The sequence below is a fragment of the Mycobacterium tuberculosis H37Rv genome, assembly GCF_000195955.2.
GTDB lineage: Bacteria > Actinomycetota > Actinomycetes > Mycobacteriales > Mycobacteriaceae > Mycobacterium > Mycobacterium tuberculosis.
The window spans coordinates 3,859,665-3,881,774 of the sequence record NC_000962.3 but is presented as its reverse complement, the minus strand read 5'-3'; the positions used below and the strand labels follow the sequence as shown (position 1 = coordinate 3,881,774).

The following is a 22,110-nucleotide window of genomic DNA, read 5'->3' as shown; positions in this document are numbered from 1 at the left end:
CGTTTCGGGATCAAGTCAGTCGGAGCGGCTTCGCGAGTTCGGTCAGCGCCGACACCAGGTTGTCATCTTCGGTGAGGACCTGAATAGGGACATGGTCGGCGCCTGCAAGCAGGTGTTCGTTCAGCCGTGCCGCGATCGCGTCTGGAGTGCCGTAGGCGACCACGGCGTCAACCAGGCGGTCGCTGCCCGGCCGGGAGACTTCGTCGTCGGTGAAGCCCAGCCGTTTCCAGTTGTTGCGGTAGTTAGCCAGGTTGAAGTACATATCGAGCGCCTGGCGTCCCACCGTACGGGCCCTTGCCGAGTCGGTGGTCAGCACCACCTTGTGTTCGGGCGCCAGGAACGCCGACGGACCAATCAGCTCACGGGCCCGTGCCGTGTGTTCGGGTGTGGTCAGGTACGGGTGCGCCCCGGCGCTGCGGCGTGCGGACAGGCCCAGGACCCGGGGGCCCAGTGCGGCCACCACCCGGCGGTTGGCGGGCACCCCATAGTCGTCGAGCCGGTCTAGGTATTCCACCAGCGCGTTGTAGGGCTTGCGGTACTCACTGATCATCTCGGCATGCCCGACTCCGATACCCAGCAGAAAGCGGCCCGGGTAGGCCGCCTCGATGCGGTGGAACGATTCGGCGACTCGCTGGGCCGGTGCCGACCAGATATTGACAATGCCGGTGGCCACACACAATGTGGTGGTCGCTTGCAGAATCGGTTCCACCCAGGACAGTGCGGCGGGTGGTGAGCCTCCCACCCAGACCGCCCCGTAGCCCAGCGCCTCGATTTCTGTGGCCTGCTGGGGGGTGACGCCGCGTCCGAACGATCCGAATCGGCCGAGGTTAGGGCCTGAGCTGGGTTTGCCGGCGGCACAATTGGTCATGGTTGCTCTAACCGCTCGGCTCACCGGTGCTATTCCGGTGAGCGCGTGGCCTACGGCGTTTTGCGCAGAGCACGGCGATGCGGGTAATGTGGGTTGGCGGTGCGGTGTCCCGTGCCGGTTTGGCGTGCCCAGTTTTGAAAATTTCTCGGAGCCCTTCGCGGAATTTCCACCACCGGCTCACGTTTGTAGTCCGAGCACGTGCTGCGCCGGAATCGGGTGCACCGACAAGGAAGAGAAGGATCGCCAGAAAGTAATGGCCAAGAAGGACGGTGCCATAGAGGTCGAGGGTCGCGTGGTCGAGCCCCTGCCCAATGCCATGTTCCGCATTGAGCTGGAGAACGGCCACAAGGTGCTCGCCCACATCAGCGGCAAGATGCGTCAGCACTACATTCGCATCCTGCCCGAGGACCGGGTGGTGGTGGAATTGTCGCCCTACGACCTGTCCCGGGGCCGCATCGTGTACCGGTACAAGTAGCGACATACCCATAGAACAGGACCGAGACAGTCGTGAAGGTAAACCCGAGCGTCAAGCCGATCTGTGACAAGTGCAGGCTGATCCGTCGGCACGGGCGGGTTATGGTGATCTGTTCCGATCCGCGTCACAAACAAAGGCAGGGCTAGTTCGGCGACGATGCGGGCCGCGTAGTGGTCCGAGGAGGAGCCGGACGGCCCGACAACTAAATGCAGACCCCCAGCACCAATGAGCGGCTGGCATCGATGGAGATGGGCCAGCTCATTCACGCCCGGACGGAGGCCGGGCCCCACACCCAAAGATCTTTTTTGGGCAGGGAACGGACTGGGACCATACCTCCGCAGAGGAAGAGGAAACGCCACCTATGGCTCGACTCGTCGGCGTCGACCTGCCGCGCGATAAGCGGATGGAGGTCGCCCTGACCTACATCTTTGGCATCGGCCGTACCCGCTCGAACGAAATCCTGGCGGCCACCGGCATTGACCGGGATCTGCGCACCAGAGATCTCACCGAAGAACAGCTGATCCACCTGCGCGACTACATCGAAGCGAACCTGAAGGTGGAGGGTGACCTGCGCCGCGAGGTACAGGCCGACATCCGTCGCAAGATCGAGATTGGCTGCTATCAGGGGTTGCGGCACCGCCGCGGTATGCCGGTACGCGGCCAGCGGACAAAAACCAACGCGCGGACCCGCAAAGGCCCCAAGCGCACCATCGCAGGCAAGAAGAAGGCTAGGTAACCGATGCCACCAGCAAAAAAAGGGCCGGCAACGTCGGCTAGGAAGGGCCAGAAGACCCGCCGGCGGGAGAAGAAGAACGTCCCGCACGGCGCCGCCCACATCAAGAGCACGTTCAACAACACGATCGTGACCATCACCGACCCGCAAGGCAACGTCATTGCCTGGGCATCGTCGGGGCACGTCGGCTTCAAGGGTTCCCGGAAATCGACCCCGTTTGCGGCCCAGCTGGCCGCGGAGAACGCCGCTCGCAAGGCCCAAGACCACGGGGTGCGCAAGGTCGACGTGTTCGTCAAGGGCCCGGGCTCGGGCCGCGAGACCGCGATCCGGTCGCTGCAGGCCGCCGGCCTGGAGGTGGGCGCGATCTCGGATGTCACCCCCCAGCCGCATAACGGTGTCCGGCCCCCCAAGCGCCGGCGCGTCTAGGAGAGAAGATGGCTCGTTACACCGGACCCGTCACCCGCAAATCACGGCGGTTGCGCACCGACCTCGTCGGTGGCGACCAGGCCTTCGAGAAGCGTCCCTACCCGCCCGGCCAACACGGTCGCGCGCGGATCAAGGAAAGCGAATATCTGCTTCAGCTGCAGGAGAAGCAGAAGGCCCGTTTCACATACGGCGTAATGGAAAAGCAGTTCCGCCGCTACTACGAAGAGGCCGTGCGGCAGCCCGGCAAGACGGGTGAAGAACTGCTGAAGATCCTCGAAAGCCGGCTGGACAACGTCATCTACCGTGCCGGGCTGGCGCGCACCCGGCGGATGGCTCGCCAGCTGGTCAGCCACGGGCATTTCAACGTCAACGGCGTGCACGTCAACGTCCCCAGTTACCGGGTGTCGCAGTACGACATCGTCGACGTGCGGGACAAGTCCCTGAACACGGTGCCGTTCCAGATTGCCCGGGAGACGGCGGGCGAGCGTCCGATCCCGAGCTGGCTGCAAGTGGTGGGGGAGCGGCAACGCGTCCTGATCCACCAGCTACCCGAGCGCGCGCAGATCGACGTCCCACTCACCGAGCAGCTGATCGTCGAGTACTACTCAAAGTAAACCCAACCCTCGGGGGGCGCCGCCCCCCGAGTACCCCCCAACCCAACCCTCGGGGGGCGCCGCCCCCCGAGTACCCCCACCCTCGGGGGCGCCGCCCCCGAGTGCCCCCACAGACGTCATATGGCGGACGTCGAAAGGAAGAAGAAACACCATGCTGATCTCACAGCGCCCCACCCTGTCCGAGGACGTCCTCACCGACAACCGATCCCAGTTCGTGATCGAACCGCTGGAGCCGGGATTCGGCTACACCCTGGGCAATTCGCTGCGTCGCACCCTGCTGTCGTCGATTCCCGGAGCGGCCGTCACCAGCATTCGCATCGATGGTGTACTGCACGAATTCACCACGGTGCCCGGGGTCAAAGAAGATGTCACCGAGATCATCCTGAATCTCAAGAGCCTGGTGGTGTCCTCGGAGGAGGACGAGCCGGTCACCATGTACCTACGCAAGCAGGGTCCGGGTGAGGTTACCGCCGGCGACATCGTGCCGCCGGCCGGCGTCACCGTGCACAACCCCGGCATGCACATCGCCACGCTGAACGATAAGGGCAAGCTGGAAGTCGAGCTCGTCGTCGAGCGTGGCCGCGGCTATGTCCCGGCGGTGCAAAACCGGGCTTCGGGTGCCGAAATTGGGCGCATTCCAGTCGATTCCATCTACTCACCGGTGCTCAAAGTGACCTACAAGGTGGACGCCACCCGGGTCGAGCAGCGCACCGACTTCGACAAGCTGATCCTGGACGTGGAGACCAAGAATTCAATCAGCCCGCGCGACGCGCTGGCGTCGGCTGGCAAGACGCTGGTCGAGTTGTTCGGCCTGGCACGGGAACTCAACGTCGAGGCCGAAGGCATCGAGATCGGGCCGTCGCCGGCCGAGGCCGATCACATTGCGTCATTCGCCCTGCCGATCGACGACCTGGATCTGACGGTGCGGTCCTACAACTGCCTCAAGCGCGAGGGGGTGCACACCGTGGGCGAACTGGTGGCGCGCACCGAATCCGACCTGCTTGACATCCGCAACTTCGGTCAGAAGTCCATCGACGAGGTGAAGATCAAGCTGCACCAGCTGGGCCTGTCACTCAAGGACAGCCCGCCGAGCTTCGACCCCTCGGAGGTCGCGGGCTACGACGTCGCCACCGGCACCTGGTCGACCGAGGGCGCGTACGACGAGCAGGACTACGCCGAAACCGAACAGCTTTAGACTGCCTCTAATCCAGACAGGAGCGTCAGCTATGCCCAAGCCTACCAAGGGCCCTCGCCTCGGCGGGTCGTCTTCACATCAGAAGGCGATCTTGGCCAACCTCGCCACGTCCCTGTTCGAGCATGGGCGGATCACGACGACCGAGCCGAAGGCCCGGGCGCTGCGTCCGTACGCGGAGAAGCTGATCACGCATGCCAAAAAAGGCGCGTTGCACAACCGGCGCGAGGTGCTCAAGAAGCTCCGTGACAAGGATGTGGTGCATACCTTGTTCGCCGAGATCGGACCGTTCTTCGCCGACCGCGATGGTGGCTACACCCGTATCATCAAAATCGAGGCACGTAAGGGCGACAACGCTCCGATGGCCGTGATCGAACTGGTCCGGGAGAAGACGGTGACCTCGGAGGCCAATCGAGCACGCCGGGTAGCTGCCGCGCAGGCGAAGGCCAAGAAGGCGGCGGCCATGCCGACCGAGGAGTCCGAGGCCAAGCCTGCTGAGGAGGGTGACGTGGTCGGCGCCAGTGAGCCTGACGCGAAGGCCCCCGAAGAGCCCCCCGCAGAGGCCCCCGAGAATTAGCGGCGTTGTCCGTCTTCGGCTCGATATCGCCTACGACGGAACCGATTTCGCGGGCTGGGCTGCACAAGTGGGGCAGCGCACGGTCGCGGGCGATCTCGATGCGGCGCTGACTACCATCTTCCGCACCCCGGTGCGGCTGCGGGCGGCCGGACGCACTGATGCGGGCGTGCACGCCAGCGGCCAGGTCGCCCACGTTGACGTGCCCGCCGATGCCTTGCCGAACGCTTACCCGCGCGCCGGCCACGTCGGTGATCCGGAATTCCTGCCGCTGTTGCGGAGGCTGGGTCGATTTCTGCCCGCCGACGTTCGAATCCTCGATATCACGCGCGCACCAGCGGGTTTCGACGCCAGATTCTCGGCGCTGCGGCGGCATTACGTGTACCGGCTGTCGACAGCACCCTACGGTGTCGAGCCGCAGCAGGCGCGCTACATCACCGCTTGGCCACGCGAGCTTGATCTGGATGCGATGACGGCCGCGTCGCGAGATTTGATGGGGCTGCACGACTTCGCGGCGTTCTGCCGTCATCGCGAGGGCGCCACCACGATTCGTGATCTGCAGCGGCTGGACTGGTCGCGTGCCGGCACCCTGGTCACCGCGCACGTCACCGCCGACGCGTTCTGTTGGTCGATGGTGCGGTCGTTGGTGGGGGCGCTACTGGCGGTCGGCGAGCACCGTCGCGCGACAACTTGGTGTCGTGAGCTGCTCACCGCGACAGGACGATCCAGCGACTTCGCGGTCGCGCCGGCGCACGGGTTGACGTTGATCCAGGTGGACTATCCGCCCGATGACCAGCTCGCGTCACGGAACTTGGTCACCCGGGATGTGCGCTCGGGCTAACCCAGGAAGCACATGCTCGGCCTGCTTGTCCGTGGACAAGCACAGCGAACAGACATGCGCACCATGGGTCTGGCAGGCCAGCATGTCGGGCCGCTCGAAATCCTGGTGGCAGACATGGCAAGTCAACACCGCGGCCGAGGGATTGCCGTGCTCGTCGTACATGGGCAGATCGATACCGTCGTGCGTGCGGCGAAGGTAGTACTTGCCTTTGGTCGCGGCTGCCAGAATGGGCGGCATTACCAACGCGGTGACGATTGCCACCAATGGTGAATAAGGCTGCAGTGCCGCACCCAGACCGCCGAAGAAGGTGACGATCGACAGCCCCGCGGCCAGCAGCAACGACCCGAAGCCGACCGGGTTGATGGCGTATAGCATGCCGCGGCGGAATTCGGGAGTCTTCGGCGACAGGCCGAGCAGATACTTGTTGAAGCCGATGTCCGACGCCACCGCCACCACCCAGGCCATACCGCAATTGGCGTAGCAACCCAGGATTGTGTTCAGGAAGTCAAACATGTTGGCTTCCATGAGAATCAACGCAATCGCGAGGTTAACCCCAAGAAACACGACCCGCCCGGGATAGTGCTTGGTGAGCCGTGTGAATGAATTGGTCCACGCCAGCGAGCCCGAATACGCGTTCGTGACGTTGATCTTGATCTGGCTCAAGACCACCAGGATGACGGCGAGTGTCAACGCCAGCCAGCCCGGTACGAAGGTGCGGTATATCTGCATGAATTGGTGCACCGGCTGGTTGGCGATTGTCGACGAGCCGGGGATGTTGGCCATCAGATAGACCGCCAGGAACAGGCCGATGATCTGTTTGGTCGCCCCAAATGCAACCCAGCCGGGACCGGCCAGCAGCGTCCACGTCCACCACCTGTTCGCGTTCTCCGGCGTCCGTGGCGGCATGAAGCGCAGGTAGTCGATCTGCTCGGCGATCTGAGCGATGAGTGACAGGCACACTCCCGCTGCCAACAGGACAGAACCGAAGCTAAGGCCGCCATGACCATCCTTGCCGGCGTAGGAGAAAAACTGTCCAATCGAATCGGGATGGCTGACTACCAGGTAGCCAAATGGGGCCGCCATCAGGATCAGCCAGAGCGGGGTGGTCCAAAGTTGCAGCTGTGACAAAACTTTCATCCCGTAGACCACCAGCGGGAAGATGATCAGGGTCGAGCACGCGTAACCCGCCCACAGCGGAATGTGCAGGCCTAGCTTAAGGCCCTGAGCCATGATCGAGCCCTCCAGGGCAAAGAAGATGAACGTGAACGTGGCAAAGATGACGTTGGTGACCACCGAGCCGTAGTAGCCGAAACCGCTACCGCGGGTAAATCAGATCCAGGTCGATGTTGTACCGCGCCGCGTAGTAGGCCAGCGGCAAGCCGGTGACGAAGACCACCAGTGCGAAGATTGCGATTCCGCACAGCGCGTTCGCGGTACCCCACGTGATACCGACATTGGCGCCGATCGCGAAGTCCGCCAGGTAGGCGATGCCGCCGAGAGCGGAGATGCCCACCACCGCCGGGGGCCACCTGCGATAGCTGCGCGGCGCCAACCGCAGTGTGTAATCCTCCAGCGTCTCTCTGGTGGCCGTAATTCTGTCGTGGTCGGCTGCGGTTGGGCTTTCACTGTTTGTTATGACGCCCGGCATCAACCCTCCTCAGCGCAATAGCGGTCGAAGTTAGCCCGAGCGTCCGGTTAGCGTGTCCGCACACTTCCCTTCCGGTGAAATGATTGCGGTTCATCGCGGCGCATTCGGCGGACAAATGCGCATTCGGCTGCGTTGACGGGCGGCGCGCCTGGCGGGCGGGGTCCGGCGCCAGCATAAGGCCGTGGTAAGCGGTGTGCCAGTCGGCGGCGGTCACTCGTGGCCGGGCGGCGGCGCAGCCGTTGCTTAGCCGGAATCTATGGGGCGGCTCGCGTTAGATCCTGCTCGCGACGAAACGCGCCGCCTGGTTGGTCATCCCGGGCACGTAGCCTAGGTGCGCTCGCCACCGGTTGCCGTCCGAACAAATCGGGTCGCCGTTGTTGCAGAGGTTGATGGTCTTGGACCCGAATTGAGGGGTCAGGGCGCTCATCAGCCCGCCAGCGCGGCCCGAGGGATTCCCGAACAGGGCGATCGCGGCGATGTGATCGTCCGCTGCGGGCGGCAACGGCTGCGTGAACCCGAGGCCGGGCAGTGGTGCGGCGGTGACGATGTCGATCACGGCCGCACCCTGGGAGTAGCCGCCGAGCACCAACCTCGTGGCCCGGCACGCGCTGGCCATCTGCTGAATGTGGTCGCTGGCGTCGTTCGCGCCGTCAGCGGCGGCCAAGAAATCACCGTTGGCCGGGTAGTTGACTCCGTATGTCCCGATGCTCTTGTTGGTCTGCTGGCGCAATGAACTGACGAAAGCTTGGCCTACCCGACCGAGGCCAGGTGGTTCGCCGGTTCCGCGGGCGAACACCACCTCGGCATCCGGGCAGCCCGCCGATGCCGGTGGTGCCAGCGCGGGGGTAAGCAACAGTGTGGCCGCCGCAAAGGCGGCGGCCACCAGGCTGGTGAGGCGGCGTGCGGCACCGGCTCGCCAGCGGCCCGAATGCGGCTGCGGGCGTGGGATCACCCCGATGAACCTCATGACGCGATTTTATGGGCTTACTGACAAAGCGTCAGCGACCGTGCAGCGATTCGGGAGCCGGTGCGGCAGTGCCGGGCATCTGAAGGACAGACCCGGGCAGCTGCGGGACGGATCCAGGCAGATGTGGCACCGACCCGGCGCGGAGCCTCTGCACGACGAAACTAGCCGCCTGGGTGGTGTAGGTGGGTATGTAGCCGTCGATGTGTCCGCTGAATTCGTTGCCGGGGCCCACATGGCAGATCGGATCGGTGGGATTGCACAGGTCAATCGCCTTGGAACCGAATAGCGGGCTCAGGCTCGACAGCGATCCGCCGGCGCGGTTGGACGGATTGCCGAAGACCGCGACCGCTGCGACGTTGTCTGCGTATGCCGCAGGTAGCGGACTGCCAAAGCTGATGCTGCCCAACGGAACCCCGGCCACGATATCGATCACGGTTGCGCCCTGCGAATAGCCGCCCAAGACCAGCTTGGTGTTCGGGCATGACGAGGCCATGGACTTAATGTGCGATATGGCGTCGTTGGCGCCGTCTCCCCCGTGCAGCTGTAGGCGGCTGGCGGCGTAATTCACCGGGTATACTCCGATCTCCATGCCAGTCTGCTGGCGCAGCGAGTCGACGAACGCCTGGCCAACGCGCCCGATTCCGGGCGGCTCGCCGGTGCCGCGGGCGAACGTGACTTCGGCGTCCGGGCATCCATCGGCGAAGGCAACCGGGGTCCAAACAGCGCCCAAGGCGATGAGCAGGACGACGGCGGTGATCAATGCGCCCGCACCCAAACCAGCCCTGCCGGATGTCAGCAGGCGGATGGGTCGATTGTTCACGACGGAATTTTACCCGCGATCCAGCCGGAGCAAATGTCGGTAGCTGTGGATAGACGGTGAAGAACATGCGTCGCAACGCCTACCGTGGGGAGAAATCAGCGCGCCACCGTGGGAGAGCCAGTGCCGAGCCCAGCGACGACCTGGCTGCACGTCAGCGGGTACCGATTTCTGCTGCGGCGCATCGAGTGCGCGTTGCTGTTCGGGGATGTCTGCGCAGCGACCGGAGCACTGCGCGCGCGCACAACATCGCTGGCCCTCGGGTGCGTGCTGGCGATCGTCGCCGCGATGGGATGCGCATTCGTTGCGCTGCTGCGGCCACAGTCGGCGCTCGGTCAGGCGCCGATCGTGATGGGTCGGGAATCCGGGGCACTCTACGTGCGAGTGGACGATGTCTGGCATCCGGTGTTGAACCTGGCTTCGGCGCGGTTGATCGCGGCGACGAACGCCAACCCGCAACCGGTGTCCGAGTCCGAATTGGGCCACACCAAACGCGGTCCACTGCTCGGTATTCCAGGTGCGCCGCAGCTGCTTGACCAGCCGCTAGCCGGCGCCGAATCGGCGTGGGCGATCTGCGATAGCGACAATGGCGGATCAACGACTGTCGTCGTCGGGCCCGCCGAAGACTCGTCGGCGCAGGTGCTGACCGCCGAACAGATGATCCTGGTGGCGACCGAATCAGGTTCGCCCACCTACCTGCTCTACGGCGGTCGGCGGGCCGTGGTGGATCTGGCCGACCCGGCGGTGGTGTGGGCGCTGCGGCTGCAGGGCCGGGTCCCGCACGTGGTCGCGCAATCGTTGCTCAACGCCGTCCCGGAGGCACCGCGCATCACGGCTCCCCGGATTCGTGGCGGCGGGCGGGCCTCGGTCGGGCTGCCCGGGTTTCTGGTCGGCGGTGTGGTGCGCATCACTCGCGCGAGCGGTGATGAGTATTACGTGGTGCTGGAGGACGGCGTGCAGCGCATCGGCCAGGTCGCCGCGGATTTGTTGCGGTTCGGCGATTCGCAGGGCAGCGTCAACGTCCCGACGGTGGCCCCCGATGTGATTCGCGTCGCTCCGATCGTGAACACCTTGCCGGTGTCGGCCTTTCCCGACCGGCCGCCAACACCGGTGGACGGCTCGCCGGGAAGGGCGGTCACCACGTTGTGCGTGACCTGGACGCCCGCGCAGCCGGGTGCTGCTCGCGTCGCGTTCTTGGCGGGCAGCGGCCCGCCGGTGCCCCTCGGAGGGGTTCCGGTGACACTGGCACAAGCCGACGGTCGCGGCCCCGCACTGGACGCGGTGTACCTGCCGCCGGGACGCAGCGCCTACGTAGCCGCGCGCAGCCTGTCCGGCGGCGGCACCGGCACGCGCTACCTGGTCACCGACACCGGAGTGCGGTTCGCGATCCACGACGACGACGTGGCACACGACCTCGGTCTGCCGACGGCTGCCATCCCGGCGCCGTGGCCGGTGTTGGCGACACTGCCGTCCGGACCGGAGCTGAGTAGAGCCAACGCGTCAGTCGCCCGCGATACCGTTGCGCCCGGGCCGTAGCCGGCGGCTGGCGGTGGCCAGGGTTGCCATCAGCGCGAGCAGGCAGATCGCGGCACCAGCAAAGGCGGTGTGTAGGGCGCGGCGATCCGATGGGCCGGGCGTTGACCGCCTAGGGACCGGCACCGCCACCGGAGCGGGGTCGCTCGTTGCGGTGCCGGCCTGCGGAATCGAGTCGCTGCTGACCGCAGCCAGGGCATCGACCGTGCCGTTGCCGACGAGCGGATCCCATCCGGCGGGTGGGTGATGCGCGGTAGATTCGATGCGCTGCATCACCTGCCGTGCGGTCAACGTCGGAAAGCGGGCCCGGATCAGGGCGGCCAGGCCGCTGACGACCGGCGCCGCATAACTGGTTCCGGATATCGGAATCGAACCATGCTGTCCGCCAAGCCTGTTCACGGTCCCGTCACCGAACGGGCTGAGCGAGGTCACCGCCTCGCCGGTGGCGGCGACATCCACCCAGGGGCCGGCGAGAGTGAATGCCGAGGGTTCGCCTTGGGCGTTCACCGAACCTACGGTCAGCACGTAGTCGTCGTACCAGGCCGGACTCACCGCAACCGTGACGCTGTCCCGGGTTACCCCGGGGGCCTGCGGCGGACACTGCGCGGCGCCGCCGGTATTGCCGGCCGCGGCCACGATGACGGCGTTCTTGACATCGACCGCATAGGCCAAAGCGGCACCTAGCGCGCGGTCGTCCGGCGCAGCCGCGGCCGGAACGCAGGCAATCGACGAGATGTTGATCACCGACGCGCCGAGGTCGGCGGCCGTCCGCACGGCCTTCGCCATGGTGTCGACGTCACCAACACCTGTGCTGGACGGGTCGCCGACCGGTGCGAACTTGCTGCTGGACTGGCGAATGCTGATCAAGGTGACATCGGGTGCCACCCCGCTGAAATTGTCGCTTTGCGCATCCGGTGCGGCCGCGATAATTCCGGCCACCAGCGTGCCGTGTGCATCGCAATCCGCGGTGCCGTCCCCGGTGAAGACATAGTCACCGCCGGCAACCACCTTGGGCAACCGTCGATGGCGCGCAACGCCGGTGTCGATGACCGCGACCCGTTGGCCGGCGCCGCGGGTGAGTCGCCAGACCTGGTCGAGGTCGGCGAGTTGAGCGGACCGCTCAGCCCGGCCGAAAGCCCGTCCCGATTCGGCGGTGACCTCGGTGCATACCTCACGTTGTACGGTCGGCCGCGGCGGCGCCGGCAGCGCAGATTCGGGTAGCCATCTTTCGTCGATCGGCGGCGGCGAAACCGCGTGGGCAACCGGCGTTCCCAACCCAGACAGCGTCGCGAGCGCTGATACCACCAGCAGGCGCAGGGTACGGGACGTGGTCATGTCCATGTCAGGTCGAGGTGGCGAACGGCGCTGTAGGCGCCGCATAGCCAAGCGGTCAATGGAACCATTGCGATCAGCGCCAGACACTCCAGCAATTCGATGGTGCGGTACGTGACGGGCGAGAGCGACAACGCGGGAGCGACGAAGCCCAAAAACATTGCCACGGCGGCCAGCATGGCGGTCAGCGCGGCAATCCACGGCCCGTGTTCCAGAGCCCGATCCGCGGCGACGGTAAATGCCGTTGCAACGGTGGTGATTCCACAGATGGCAAACACCAGTGACCTTCTGGTGTCTGCTGAACGTGCTCGTAGCAGCAGCAGCGCACCGGTGACGGCGGCCAACGCGATACCGCCCATGCTGGACCTGTGGATGCCGTGGGTTGCGACGGCGGTTCCGATGGCACCGATGGTCGCCGAGGCCGCGAAGGCCGCCAGCAGGCTCGTCAACCAAGCATCTGCACGGTTCGCTCGGGTGGTCAGCCGATCCGTGGTGGGCAGGGCATCGGCGTCGTCGGGGTTCAGCGCGGGCGGCAATCGTGGCGACAACCCCGCCAACAGGACTGCCATCCGCGCGGATACCTCTAACAGACCAAAGGATGCCAGCGTGGCCAGCGAACCGATGGCAGGCACCGGGGCCGCAGTGATCGCGCCGACCAGCGTAGCGGCCGCGACGACTACCGCGCAGCACGCCACCGCGGTCAACGTGATACCCCCACAACCCGTTATGCGCATTGCCAGCACCGACGTGGCGGCCGCCGCCATCGCGGCAACTAGCACGCTATGGACACCGGGGACCCCGGGCACCGCCAGTAGGCCGGCAACAGCACCGAATATGGTGGCGATAACGCTCAACGTGAGGCCGGCGATCGGGTCCCGATATGTCCGGCATGCAATCACCGCAAACAGCAAGGCAGCCAAGCCGGCCGCCGCTACAACTCCGGCCGTGGCGTCGGAGTAGCGGGTTACGTTGGTGCCGAGGGCGTTTCGAACCAGCATCAGGCCGCCGCCGGCGGTGATGCAGCTTGCCGCCAGCGCACCGCTGAGCCGGGTCGTGCGCTGGCATTGGGGCCGGGCTGTGGTGTCAAGCGCCGCCGCCACCGCTTCGGCCACATCGTCACAGCGGGGGGTGGGCGGCTGGGCGCTGGACTTATGCAAGACCAGGACGGCGCCGTCGCGGATACCGCATTGCGCCAATGTCGTTGCGTTTGGCAGAGCTGGCGCCCCCAGGGCAGACAGCTGGTAGCGCGCCGCCGTCGCCGGGCTGGCGCCACGGTCACCCAGGATGTCGACGATCGACGGGATCAGAGTCGCGACGGGCACCGCGGCGGGCAAGGTCAGGTCGACGGCCTGGGCGCCGGCATGTACGGTGACCCGGCGCAGTCCCGGATCAGACGTAGGCATTCTCCCCCTTTATTCTCGGATCACCGGAACGGTAGCCGGTTCTCGATCGCCCGGTATTCGGTTGTCCACAAGCGACTTGCGGCGGATTCTCGCGCTGCATACCGTCGCCCAGCATGAATTCAGGGCCGGCGTGCGCGACTGCGGACATCCTGGTTGCCCCGCCGCCCGAGTTGCGGCGGTCGGAACCGTCCAGCCTGCTGATTCGCCTGCTCCCGGTCGTCATGTCGGTGGCGACCGTGGGTGTCATGGTGACGGTGTTCTTGCCGGGCTCGCCGGCCACGCGCCACCCCACGTTTCTGGCCTTCCCAATGATGATGCTGGTCTCGTTGGTGGTGACTGCGGTAACCGGACGCGGCCGGCGGCATGTCTCCGGTATCCACAACGACCGTGTCGACTACCTCGGGTACCTGAGTGTCTTGCGCACATCTGTCACCCAAACGGCTGCAGCACAACACGTATCACTGAACTGGACGCATCCCGATCCTGCCACCTTGTGGACATTGATCGGTGGTCCGCGAATGTGGGAGCGTCGACCGGGTGCTGCCGACTTCTGTCGCATCCGTGTCGGAGTTGGATCTGCACCGCTGGCCACCCGCTTGGTGGTCGGGCAGCTTCCGCCGGCGCAGCGTGCGGATCCGGTCACCCGCGCCGCGCTGCGCTGTTTCCTTGCCGCACACGCGACCATTGCGGATGCGCCCATCGCGATCCCCTTGCGGGTCGGCGGTCCGATCGCCATCGACGGTGACCCGACCAAGGTCCGCGGGCTGCTGCGGGCGATGATCTGCCAGCTGGCCGTATGGCACTCACCGGAGGAGTTGCTGATCGCCGGCGTGGTCAGTGACCGCAACCGCGCGCACTGGGATTGGCTGAAATGGCTGCCGCACAACCAACATCCGAATGCCTGTGATGCCTTGGGGCCAGCCCCGATGGTGTACTCGACCCTGGCAGAGATGCAAAATGCGCTAGCCGCAACGGTATTGGCCCACGTTGTTGCGATCGTCGACACGGCCGAACGTGGCAACGGCGCGATCACCGGCGTGATCACGATCGAGGTGGGCGCCAGACGAGACGGTGCACCGCCGGTGGTCAGATGTGCCGGCGAAGTGACAGCGCTAGCGTGCCCGGACCAGCTGGAGCCTCAAGACGCGCTGGTATGCGCCCGTCGGCTGGCCGCTCACCGGGTCGGGCACTCGGGTCGCACGTTCATCCGTGGCTCGGGTTGGGCGGAACTGGTCGGCATCGGCGATGTGGCCGCTTTCGATCCGAGCACGTTGTGGCGCAACGTAAACCAACATGATCGGCTCCGTGTCCCGATCGGAGTCACGCCCGACGGTACCGCCGTGCAGCTAGACATCAAGGAAGCCGCGGAACAGGGCATGGGTCCACACGGGCTGTGCGTCGGCGCCACCGGATCAGGCAAATCGGAGCTGCTGCGTACCATCGCGCTGGGGATGATGGCACGCAATTCGCCCGAAGTCCTCAACCTCCTTCTGGTCGACTTCAAGGGTGGTGCAACATTTCTCGACCTCGCGGGAGCCCCACATGTAGCCGCGGTCATCACCAACCTTGCCGAGGAAGCACCGCTGGTCGCACGGATGCAAGACGCATTGGCCGGCGAGATGAGCCGCCGGCAACAGCTGCTGCGGATGGCAGGCCACTTGGTCAGTGTCACGGCATATCAGCGGGCACGCCAAACGGGTGCGCAACTTCCCTGCCTGCCGATCCTGTTCATCGTCGTCGACGAGTTTTCCGAATTGCTGAGCCAACATCCCGAATTCGTCGACGTGTTCCTCGCGATCGGTCGGGTGGGCCGGTCGCTGGGCATGCATTTGCTGCTGGCCAGTCAGCGGCTCGACGAGGGCCGACTGCGTGGACTGGAAACCCATCTGTCCTATCGAATGTGCCTGAAAACGTGGTCCGCCAGTGAATCACGCAACGTGCTCGGGACGCAGGACGCATATCAACTGCCCAACACCCCCGGTGCGGGCTTGCTGCAAACGGGAACCGGAGAGCTGATCCGATTTCAGACCGCGTTCGTTTCCGGGCCGCTTCGACGGGCGAGTCCCTCAGCGGTCCACCCGGTAGCCCCGCCGTCGGTGCGACCGTTCACCACGCACGCTGCGGCGCCGGTCACAGCCGGTCCCGTCGGCGGGACAGCCGAGGTGCCCACGCCTACCGTCTTGCATGCGGTGCTCGACCGGCTGGTCGGTCATGGACCGGCTGCGCATCAAGTCTGGCTACCGCCGCTGGACGAGCCACCGATGCTGGGCGCCCTACTGCGTGACGCTGAGCCGGCGCAGGCCGAGCTGGCCGTACCCATCGGCATTGTCGATCGGCCGTTCGAGCAGTCACGGGTGCCGCTGACGATCGACTTGTCCGGGGCCGCAGGCAATGTCGCGGTCGTAGGTGCACCGCAAACGGGCAAGTCAACCGCGCTGCGGACGCTGATCATGGCGTTGGCTGCTACCCACGATGCGGGCCGGGTGCAGTTCTATTGTTTGGACTTCGGCGGCGGGGCGCTGGCCCAGGTGGACGAACTGCCGCATGTGGGTGCCGTGGCCGGCAGGGCGCAGCCGCAGCTGGCATCGCGGATGCTCGCCGAACTGGAGTCGGCCGTGCGATTTCGGGAGGCATTCTTCCGCGACCACGGCATCGACTCGGTGGCGCGGTACCGCCAGCTGCGAGCAAAGTCGGCCGCTGAGTCTTTTGCGGACATATTTCTTGTCATCGACGGCTGGGCAAGCTTACGCCAGGAGTTCGCGGCCCTTGAGGAGTCGATCGTTGCCCTGGCAGCTCAAGGGCTTTCATTCGGCGTACATGTGGCGCTATCGGCAGCACGGTGGGCGGAGATCAGGCCGTCGCTGCGGGATCAGATCGGCAGTCGAATCGAGTTACGGCTGGCGGATCCCGCGGATTCCGAATTGGACCGTAGGCAGGCGCAACGGGTGCCGGTCGACAGACCGGGCCGTGGCCTCTCCCGCGACGGGATGCACATGGTGATCGCCCTGCCCGACCTGGATGGAGTTGCGCTACGACGCCGAAGTGGTGATCCGGTGGCGCCCCCGATACCGCTACTGCCCGCGCGCGTGGACTACGACAGCGTCGTGGCCCGAGCCGGCGACGAACTCGGTGCGCACATCTTGCTCGGCCTCGAGGAACGTCGAGGCCAGCCGGTGGCCGTCGATTTCGGACGCCACCCGCACCTGCTGGTGCTGGGCGACAACGAGTGCGGAAAGACGGCCGCGTTGCGGACCCTGTGCCGCGAGATCGTCCGGACCCATACCGCCGCGCGAGCCCAACTTCTCATCGTCGACTTCCGGCACACCCTGCTCGACGTCATCGAGTCGGAACATATGAGCGGCTACGTCAGCTCGCCGGCGGCGCTGGGTGCCAAGCTGTCGAGTCTGGTCGACCTGCTCCAGGCGCGGATGCCCGCCCCGGATGTGAGCCAGGCGCAGCTGCGAGCCAGGTCCTGGTGGTCGGGTCCGGATATCTATGTCGTGGTCGACGACTACGACCTGGTTGCGGTCTCATCGGGCAACCCGCTGATGGTCTTGCTCGAATATTTGCCGCACGCAAGAGATCTCGGTTTACACCTGGTGGTGGCGCGGCGCAGCGGGGGTGCTGCTCGGGCGCTGTTCGAGCCGGTGCTTGCCAGCCTGCGTGACCTGGGCTGCCGGGCACTGCTGATGAGCGGACGTCCGGATGAAGGCGCACTGTTCGGGTCGAGCCGCCCGATGCCGCTGCCACCGGGCCGGGGCATCCTGGTCACCGGTGCCGGTGACGAGCAACTGGTTCAAGTCGCCTGGAGCCCACCCCCGTGAGCCCACATCGCGCGGTGATCGAGGCGGGTCCGGGTGCCATCCGCCGATTGTGTTGTGGCGCAGACGTAGTCGCGGACACCGCAGTGTCTGCCGCCGCGCTGGCGGCGATCGACGACCAGGTAGCGCTGCTGGACGAACGGCCAGTCGCCGTGGATTCGCTGTGGTTCGACGCCCTGCGATCGGTGGCCGTCGACCACCGTGACGGCCCGGTCGTCGTGCACCCGTCGTGGTGGTCGGCGGCTCGGGTCGAGGTGGTCACCGCAGCCGCACGCACGCTGACCCGCGATGTCGTCGTGCACCCGCGGTCGTGGCTGCTGAGGCAGGCGTCCTCGGGGGTTTCGGCCGCAACGGTGGTGGTGGAGATCGCGGAGCGACTGGTGTTGGTGGCCGGCGCCGAGGTCGCCGCGGTGGCCCGCCGCACGGACGCCGAGTCCGTTGCCGGCCAGGTAGGCAGTGTCATTGCGCGGATGACGCGGGGTATTACCGCGGTGGTGCTGATCGACGTGCCCAGTACGGTCGCCGGGGCGGCAGCGCTCGCGGCGGCAATCGCCGGTGCGGTGCGGGGTACCGGTAGCAGCGTGGTCGAGATCGACGGCGTGCGGCTGGCGCGGTTGGCCAGGGCCGCCCTGCCGCCTTCCGACGAGCCCGCCGATCCGGCGGCGCGGCCTGCCACCCGCTCTCGGGTCCCGACACTTGCCCGGGTTGCGGCCGCCGGTGTCGCCTTGGCGTTACTGGCGCCGGCTGCCGTGGTCCGCCACGGTGCGACAACCCTGCAAAGACCACCGACGACGCTTCTGGTAGAGGGCCGGGTGGCGCTGACGATTCCGGCGGACTGGTCCACGCAGCGGGTGGTCTCCGGTCCCGGTTCGGCGCGGGTACAGGTCACTTCACCGGCCGATCCCGAGGTGGCGTTGCACGTCACACAATCACCGGTTCCCGGTGAGACGCTGCCTGGCACCGCGCAGCGGTTGAAGCGGGCGATCGACGCGTCACCGGCCGGGGTATTCGTCGACTTCAACCCCTCCGATATCAGAGCCGGCCGGCCCGCGGTGACCTATCGAGAGGTCCGCGCCGGGCATCAGGTGCGGTGGACGATTCTGCTCGACGGAGCGGTCCGGATCAGCGTCGGCTGCCAGAGCGGGCCCGGCCATGAAGACCTCCTCAGGGAGGTGTGTGCGCAAGCCGTACGGTCCGTCCACGCCGTTGGTTGAACCGGGAAGGATCGGAGGGAACCAGACGAGGTTGGCGGCGGTCCTACTTGATGTGAGCACACCGAACACGCTGAACGCCGACTTTGACCTGATGCGTTCGGTTGCGGGTATCACGGACGCCCGCAATGAGGAAATCCGTGCGATGCTGCAGGCATTCATCGGCCGCATGAGCGGTGTGCCGCCGTCGGTGTGGGGTGGGCTCGCGGCCGCTCGGTTCCAGGATGTGGTGGATCGCTGGAACGCCGAGTCGACGCGGCTCTACCACGTCCTGCACGCGATCGCCGACACCATCCGCCACAACGAGGCCGCGCTGCGGGAAGCCGGCCAAATCCATGCCCGCCACATCGCCGCCGCCGGCGGCGACCTATAGACCGAGGATCAGCCTCGACTATGAACGCAGACCCCGTGTTGTCGTACAACTTTGACGCCATCGAATACTCCGTTCGTCAGGAGATCCACACCACCGCGGCCCGTTTCAACGCTGCGCTGCAAGAGCTGAGGTCGCAGATCGCGCCGTTGCAGCAGCTCTGGACACGGGAAGCGGCCGCCGCCTACCACGCGGAGCAACTCAAGTGGCACCAGGCGGCCAGCGCGCTCAACGAGATCCTGATCGACTTGGGAAACGCGGTTCGCCACGGTGCCGACGACGTGGCGCATGCCGACCGGCGGGCGGCTGGAGCTTGGGCACGCTAGTTCCGGGCCCCGGAGCGCGCAACAGACCCCTGTGTGGTCCCGACGGGGGAGAGCCGTCGGGACCACACAGTCATTTTGACCTGCGTGGATGCTCGTCGGTAAGCTGCTCGGTTGGCGTGCGGTACGCCGGGACCTCGGGTCAATGTCGGTTCGCCGAGACCAACCCGCCGTTCACGCCTGACCGGCGCCCGGGGCACCCCGGGATCCACCCGAGAGAAAAGAAGGTAAGCGCTGTGCCCACGTACGCGCCCAAGGCGGGTGACACCACGCGATCGTGGTACGTCATCGACGCCACGGACGTGGTGCTTGGCCGCCTTGCCGTCGCGGCGGCCAACCTGCTGCGCGGCAAGCACAAGCCGACGTTCGCCCCCAATGTCGATGGCGGTGACTTCGTCATCGTGATCAACGCCGACAAGGTCGCCATCAGCGGCGACAAACTGCAGCACAAGATGGTTTACCGGCACTCGGGGTATCCCGGCGGCCTGCACAAGCGCACCATCGGTGAGCTAATGCAACGCCACCCCGACCGCGTGGTGGAAAAGGCGATCCTCGGCATGTTGCCCAAGAACAGGCTCAGCCGCCAGATCCAGCGCAAGCTTCGCGTCTACGCCGGCCCGGAGCATCCGCACAGCGCTCAGCAGCCGGTTCCGTACGAGCTCAAGCAGGTGGCGCAATGACCGAAACCACCCCAGCCCCGCAAACCCCGGCGGCCCCGGCCGGGCCCGCACAATCGTTCGTGTTGGAGCGGCCCATCCAGACCGTTGGGCGCCGTAAGGAGGCCGTGGTACGAGTGCGGCTGGTGCCCGGCACCGGCAAGTTCGACCTCAACGGCCGCAGCTTGGAGGACTACTTCCCAAACAAGGTGCACCAGCAGTTGATCAAGGCACCCCTGGTCACCGTGGATCGGGTGGAAAGTTTCGACATCTTTGCCCACCTGGGCGGCGGCGGCCCGTCGGGTCAGGCCGGCGCGCTGCGCCTGGGTATCGCCCGGGCATTGATTCTGGTATCGCCGGAGGACCGGCCCGCGCTGAAGAAGGCCGGCTTCTTGACCCGTGATCCACGCGCCACCGAGCGCAAGAAGTACGGCCTGAAGAAGGCCCGCAAGGCGCCCCAGTACAGCAAGCGCTGACATCACTTTCGGGCGACAAGCGTGCATGTTTGTGTGCGCTCGTCGGCGTGTCGGTGAACCAACAGGCATATTCGCTGCCAAGAGTGGATATGTGCGCAGCCGTCAACTGTGAAAGGTTGTCCGTATGGGTCGACTGTTTGGCACCGATGGTGTGCGCGGTGTCGCCAATCGCGAGTTGACCGCGGAACTGGCCCTGGCACTGGGCGCCGCGGCGGCGCGACGATTGTCGAGGTCGGGCGCACCGGGTCGGCGAGTCGCGGTGCTTGGCCGCGATCCGCGGGCCAGCGGCGAGATGCTGGAGGCCGCCGTGATCGCCGGCCTGACCAGTGAGGGCGTCGACGCGCTGCGGGTCGGGGTGTTGCCGACCCCCGCGGTGGCCTATCTGACCGGCGCCTACGACGCCGACTTCGGGGTGATGATCTCGGCGTCGCATAACCCGATGCCCGATAACGGCATCAAAATCTTCGGGCCCGGCGGCCACAAATTAGATGACGACACCGAGGATCAGATCGAGGATCTGGTCCTCGGCGTCTCCCGCGGACCCGGGTTGCGGCCGGCCGGCGCGGGGATTGGCCGCGTTATCGACGCCGAGGATGCGACCGAACGCTACCTGCGCCACGTGGCCAAGGCCGCCACCGCCCGGCTCGATGACCTGGCCGTGGTGGTCGACTGCGCTCATGGGGCCGCGTCGTCGGCGGCTCCGCGCGCCTACCGAGCGGCCGGTGCCCGGGTTATCGCGATCAACGCCGAACCCAACGGACGCAACATCAACGACGGCTGTGGATCGACTCACCTTGACCCGCTGCGGGCAGCGGTGCTCGCCCATCGGGCCGACCTGGGCCTGGCCCATGATGGAGACGCCGATCGGTGCCTGGCCGTCGACGCCAACGGTGACCTCGTCGACGGTGACGCCATCATGGTGGTGCTGGCGCTGGCAATGAAAGAGGCCGGTGAGTTGGCCTGCAACACATTGGTGGCCACCGTGATGAGTAACCTCGGGCTGCACCTAGCCATGCGCTCGGCCGGCGTCACCGTGCGTACAACCGCCGTCGGTGACCGCTACGTCCTCGAAGAGCTGCGGGCCGGTGACTACAGCCTCGGAGGCGAACAATCCGGCCACATCGTCATGCCGGCGCTGGGCTCCACCGGTGACGGCATCGTCACCGGGCTGCGGTTGATGACCCGCATGGTGCAGACCGGCTCGTCGTTGTCCGACCTGGCGTCGGCGATGCGGACGTTGCCGCAGGTGCTGATCAACGTCGAGGTTGTCGACAAGGCCACCGCCGCCGCGGCGCCCTCGGTCCGAACGGCGGTCGAGCAGGCCGCGGCCGAGCTGGGTGACACGGGTCGAATCCTCTTGCGCCCGTCCGGAACTGAGCCGATGATTCGGGTGATGGTGGAGGCAGCCGACGAGGGCGTCGCCCAGCGGCTGGCGGCCACGGTCGCCGACGCGGTGAGCACCGCGCGCTGAACCGGAAATGCTGGAACCCCGACGCGGCGCGGGGCGTCCGAATAGGCATGAGACCCGATAGCGTAAACAGCGCCGGCATAGACATAGCAGCGGTATACGCGGTTGCCGACCGGTTCAGCGCCGCCGCCGAGCTCATCGATGACGCCATCGGCAATCACCTGACGAGGCTGGCTTTTGGCGGAGCCTGCGCGGGCCGGGGGCACGCCTCGCGTGGCGATGCGTTGCGCTGCAGGCTAGACCGGTTGGCCGGCGAGTTGTCAGTGTGGTCCCGGGCGGCTGTGCAGATCGCGTTTGCGTTGCGGGCGGGCGCCAACCGCTACGCCGAGGCCGACCTGTGCGCGGCGGCGCGGATCGGGTGA

Annotated in this window: 22 protein-coding genes and 1 pseudogene; 17 read left to right on the top strand and 6 right to left on the bottom strand. The window is 66.3% G+C overall.

Features of this window, described 5'->3' with window-relative positions; genetic code table 11:
- Positions 1–10: 10 nt before the first annotated feature.
- Entirely contained in the window at positions 11–868 is an 858-nt protein-coding gene (locus Rv3463; RefSeq protein NP_217980.1) for a hypothetical protein, read from the bottom strand.
- A 253-nt stretch (positions 869–1,121) separates the two neighbouring features.
- Between Rv3463 and infA the strand changes: the two genes are divergently transcribed.
- The 8 genes from infA (at position 1,122) to truA (ending at position 5,723) form a co-directional block, all read left to right on the top strand.
- The gene (infA, locus tag Rv3462c) at positions 1,122–1,343 is read left to right on the top strand and encodes a translation initiation factor IF-1 (protein ID NP_217979.1); all 222 of its coding nucleotides are present in this window, start codon (positions 1,122–1,124) and stop codon (positions 1,341–1,343) included.
- A gap of 32 nt (positions 1,344–1,375) precedes the next feature.
- Positions 1,376–1,489 (top strand): 50S ribosomal protein L36, encoded by a 114-nt coding sequence (gene rpmJ / locus Rv3461c; RefSeq protein NP_217978.1) that lies wholly within the window; start codon positions 1,376–1,378, stop codon positions 1,487–1,489.
- A 215-nt stretch (positions 1,490–1,704) separates the two neighbouring features.
- Complete coding sequence (rpsM, locus tag Rv3460c; RefSeq protein ID NP_217977.1) at positions 1,705–2,079, top strand: 30S ribosomal protein S13; 375 nt, start codon at positions 1,705–1,707, stop codon at positions 2,077–2,079.
- Positions 2,080–2,082: 3 nt separating this feature from the next.
- Positions 2,083–2,502: a 30S ribosomal protein S11 gene (rpsK, locus tag Rv3459c; protein ID NP_217976.1), complete on the top strand. Its 420-nt coding sequence runs from the start codon at positions 2,083–2,085 to the stop codon at positions 2,500–2,502.
- Positions 2,503–2,510: 8 nt separating this feature from the next.
- Positions 2,511–3,116, top strand: a complete 606-nt coding sequence (gene rpsD / locus Rv3458c) for a 30S ribosomal protein S4 (protein ID NP_217975.1) — start codon at positions 2,511–2,513, stop codon at positions 3,114–3,116.
- Between the two features lie 151 nt (positions 3,117–3,267).
- Entirely contained in the window at positions 3,268–4,311 is a 1,044-nt protein-coding gene (gene rpoA / locus Rv3457c) for a DNA-directed RNA polymerase subunit alpha (protein ID NP_217974.1), read from the top strand.
- Between the two features lie 31 nt (positions 4,312–4,342).
- Entirely contained in the window at positions 4,343–4,885 is a 543-nt protein-coding gene (rplQ, locus tag Rv3456c; RefSeq protein NP_217973.1) for a 50S ribosomal protein L17, read from the top strand.
- Between the two features lie 67 nt (positions 4,886–4,952).
- Positions 4,953–5,723: a tRNA pseudouridine synthase A gene (gene truA, locus Rv3455c; RefSeq protein NP_217972.3), complete on the top strand. Its 771-nt coding sequence runs from the start codon at positions 4,953–4,955 to the stop codon at positions 5,721–5,723.
- Here truA and Rv3453 read toward each other — a convergent pair.
- The 3 genes and pseudogenes from Rv3453 to cut3 form a co-directional block, all read right to left on the bottom strand.
- Positions 5,685–7,371, bottom strand: a pseudogene (locus Rv3453). The gene truA and the pseudogene Rv3453 sit on opposite strands and share 39 nt — an antisense overlap.
- Positions 7,372–7,642: 271 nt before the next feature.
- Complete coding sequence (gene cut4, locus Rv3452) at positions 7,643–8,323, bottom strand: cutinase (RefSeq protein ID NP_217969.1); 681 nt, start codon at positions 8,321–8,323, stop codon at positions 7,643–7,645.
- A gap of 46 nt (positions 8,324–8,369) precedes the next feature.
- Positions 8,370–9,158, bottom strand: coding sequence for a cutinase (cut3, locus tag Rv3451; RefSeq protein ID NP_217968.2), 789 nt, complete (start codon positions 9,156–9,158; stop codon positions 8,370–8,372).
- 120 nt (positions 9,159–9,278) lie between these two features.
- On the opposite strand from cut3, the gene eccB4 reads away from it, so the two are divergent.
- Entirely contained in the window at positions 9,279–10,691 is a 1,413-nt protein-coding gene (gene eccB4 / locus Rv3450c) for an ESX-4 secretion system protein EccB4 (RefSeq protein ID NP_217967.1), read from the top strand.
- Here eccB4 and mycP4 read toward each other — a convergent pair.
- Together mycP4 and eccD4 are read right to left on the bottom strand one after the other, a co-directional pair.
- Positions 10,656–12,023: a membrane-anchored mycosin gene (gene mycP4, locus Rv3449; RefSeq protein NP_217966.1), complete on the bottom strand. Its 1,368-nt coding sequence runs from the start codon at positions 12,021–12,023 to the stop codon at positions 10,656–10,658. The two genes, eccB4 and mycP4, sit on opposite strands and share 36 nt — an antisense overlap.
- Positions 12,020–13,423: an ESX-4 secretion system protein EccD4 gene (eccD4, locus tag Rv3448; protein NP_217965.1), complete on the bottom strand. Its 1,404-nt coding sequence runs from the start codon at positions 13,421–13,423 to the stop codon at positions 12,020–12,022. The genes mycP4 and eccD4 overlap by 4 nt, the downstream gene beginning before the upstream one ends.
- A gap of 113 nt (positions 13,424–13,536) precedes the next feature.
- Between eccD4 and eccC4 the strand changes: the two genes are divergently transcribed.
- The 8 genes from eccC4 (at position 13,537) to Rv3440c (ending at position 22,110) form a co-directional block, all read left to right on the top strand.
- Entirely contained in the window at positions 13,537–17,247 is a 3,711-nt protein-coding gene (gene eccC4, locus Rv3447c; protein NP_217964.1) for an ESX-4 secretion system protein EccC4, read from the top strand.
- Positions 17,244–18,458, top strand: coding sequence for a hypothetical protein (locus Rv3446c; RefSeq protein ID NP_217963.1), 1,215 nt, complete (start codon positions 17,244–17,246; stop codon positions 18,456–18,458). Before eccC4 ends, Rv3446c begins: the two co-directional genes overlap by 4 nt.
- Positions 18,459–18,510: 52 nt before the next feature.
- Entirely contained in the window at positions 18,511–18,828 is a 318-nt protein-coding gene (gene esxU, locus Rv3445c; RefSeq protein NP_217962.2) for an ESAT-6 like protein EsxU, read from the top strand.
- A gap of 20 nt (positions 18,829–18,848) precedes the next feature.
- Entirely contained in the window at positions 18,849–19,151 is a 303-nt protein-coding gene (gene esxT / locus Rv3444c; protein ID NP_217961.1) for an ESAT-6 like protein EsxT, read from the top strand.
- A 233-nt stretch (positions 19,152–19,384) separates the two neighbouring features.
- Positions 19,385–19,828: a 50S ribosomal protein L13 gene (gene rplM, locus Rv3443c; RefSeq protein ID NP_217960.1), complete on the top strand. Its 444-nt coding sequence runs from the start codon at positions 19,385–19,387 to the stop codon at positions 19,826–19,828.
- The gene (gene rpsI, locus Rv3442c; protein ID NP_217959.1) at positions 19,825–20,280 is read left to right on the top strand and encodes a 30S ribosomal protein S9; all 456 of its coding nucleotides are present in this window, start codon (positions 19,825–19,827) and stop codon (positions 20,278–20,280) included. Before rplM ends, rpsI begins: the two co-directional genes overlap by 4 nt.
- Positions 20,281–20,404: 124 nt before the next feature.
- A complete protein-coding gene (mrsA, locus tag Rv3441c) occupies positions 20,405–21,751 on the top strand; it encodes a phosphoglucosamine mutase (RefSeq protein ID NP_217958.1) in 1,347 nt (448 codons plus the stop codon).
- 47 nt (positions 21,752–21,798) lie between these two features.
- Positions 21,799–22,110: a hypothetical protein gene (locus Rv3440c; protein ID NP_217957.1), complete on the top strand. Its 312-nt coding sequence runs from the start codon at positions 21,799–21,801 to the stop codon at positions 22,108–22,110.

Coding starts and splice junctions, on each gene's coding strand:
- mycP4 (NP_217966.1), bottom strand. CDS start 12,023: ATGACCACGTCCCGTACCCTGCGCCTGCTGGTGGTATCAGCGCTCGCG.
- Rv3440c (NP_217957.1), top strand. CDS start 21,799: ATGAGACCCGATAGCGTAAACAGCGCCGGCATAGACATAGCAGCGGTA.
- esxT (NP_217961.1), top strand. CDS start 18,849: ATGAACGCAGACCCCGTGTTGTCGTACAACTTTGACGCCATCGAATAC.
- rpsD (NP_217975.1), top strand. CDS start 2,511: ATGGCTCGTTACACCGGACCCGTCACCCGCAAATCACGGCGGTTGCGC.
- mrsA (NP_217958.1), top strand. CDS start 20,405: ATGGGTCGACTGTTTGGCACCGATGGTGTGCGCGGTGTCGCCAATCGC.
- infA (NP_217979.1), top strand. CDS start 1,122: ATGGCCAAGAAGGACGGTGCCATAGAGGTCGAGGGTCGCGTGGTCGAG.
- eccC4 (NP_217964.1), top strand. CDS start 13,537: ATGAATTCAGGGCCGGCGTGCGCGACTGCGGACATCCTGGTTGCCCCG.
- rplQ (NP_217973.1), top strand. CDS start 4,343: ATGCCCAAGCCTACCAAGGGCCCTCGCCTCGGCGGGTCGTCTTCACAT.
- eccD4 (NP_217965.1), bottom strand. CDS start 13,423: ATGCCTACGTCTGATCCGGGACTGCGCCGGGTCACCGTACATGCCGGC.
- rpsK (NP_217976.1), top strand. CDS start 2,083: ATGCCACCAGCAAAAAAAGGGCCGGCAACGTCGGCTAGGAAGGGCCAG.
- Rv3463 (NP_217980.1), bottom strand. CDS start 868: ATGACCAATTGTGCCGCCGGCAAACCCAGCTCAGGCCCTAACCTCGGC.
- rpsI (NP_217959.1), top strand. CDS start 19,825: ATGACCGAAACCACCCCAGCCCCGCAAACCCCGGCGGCCCCGGCCGGG.
- rpoA (NP_217974.1), top strand. CDS start 3,268: ATGCTGATCTCACAGCGCCCCACCCTGTCCGAGGACGTCCTCACCGAC.
- rpsM (NP_217977.1), top strand. CDS start 1,705: ATGGCTCGACTCGTCGGCGTCGACCTGCCGCGCGATAAGCGGATGGAG.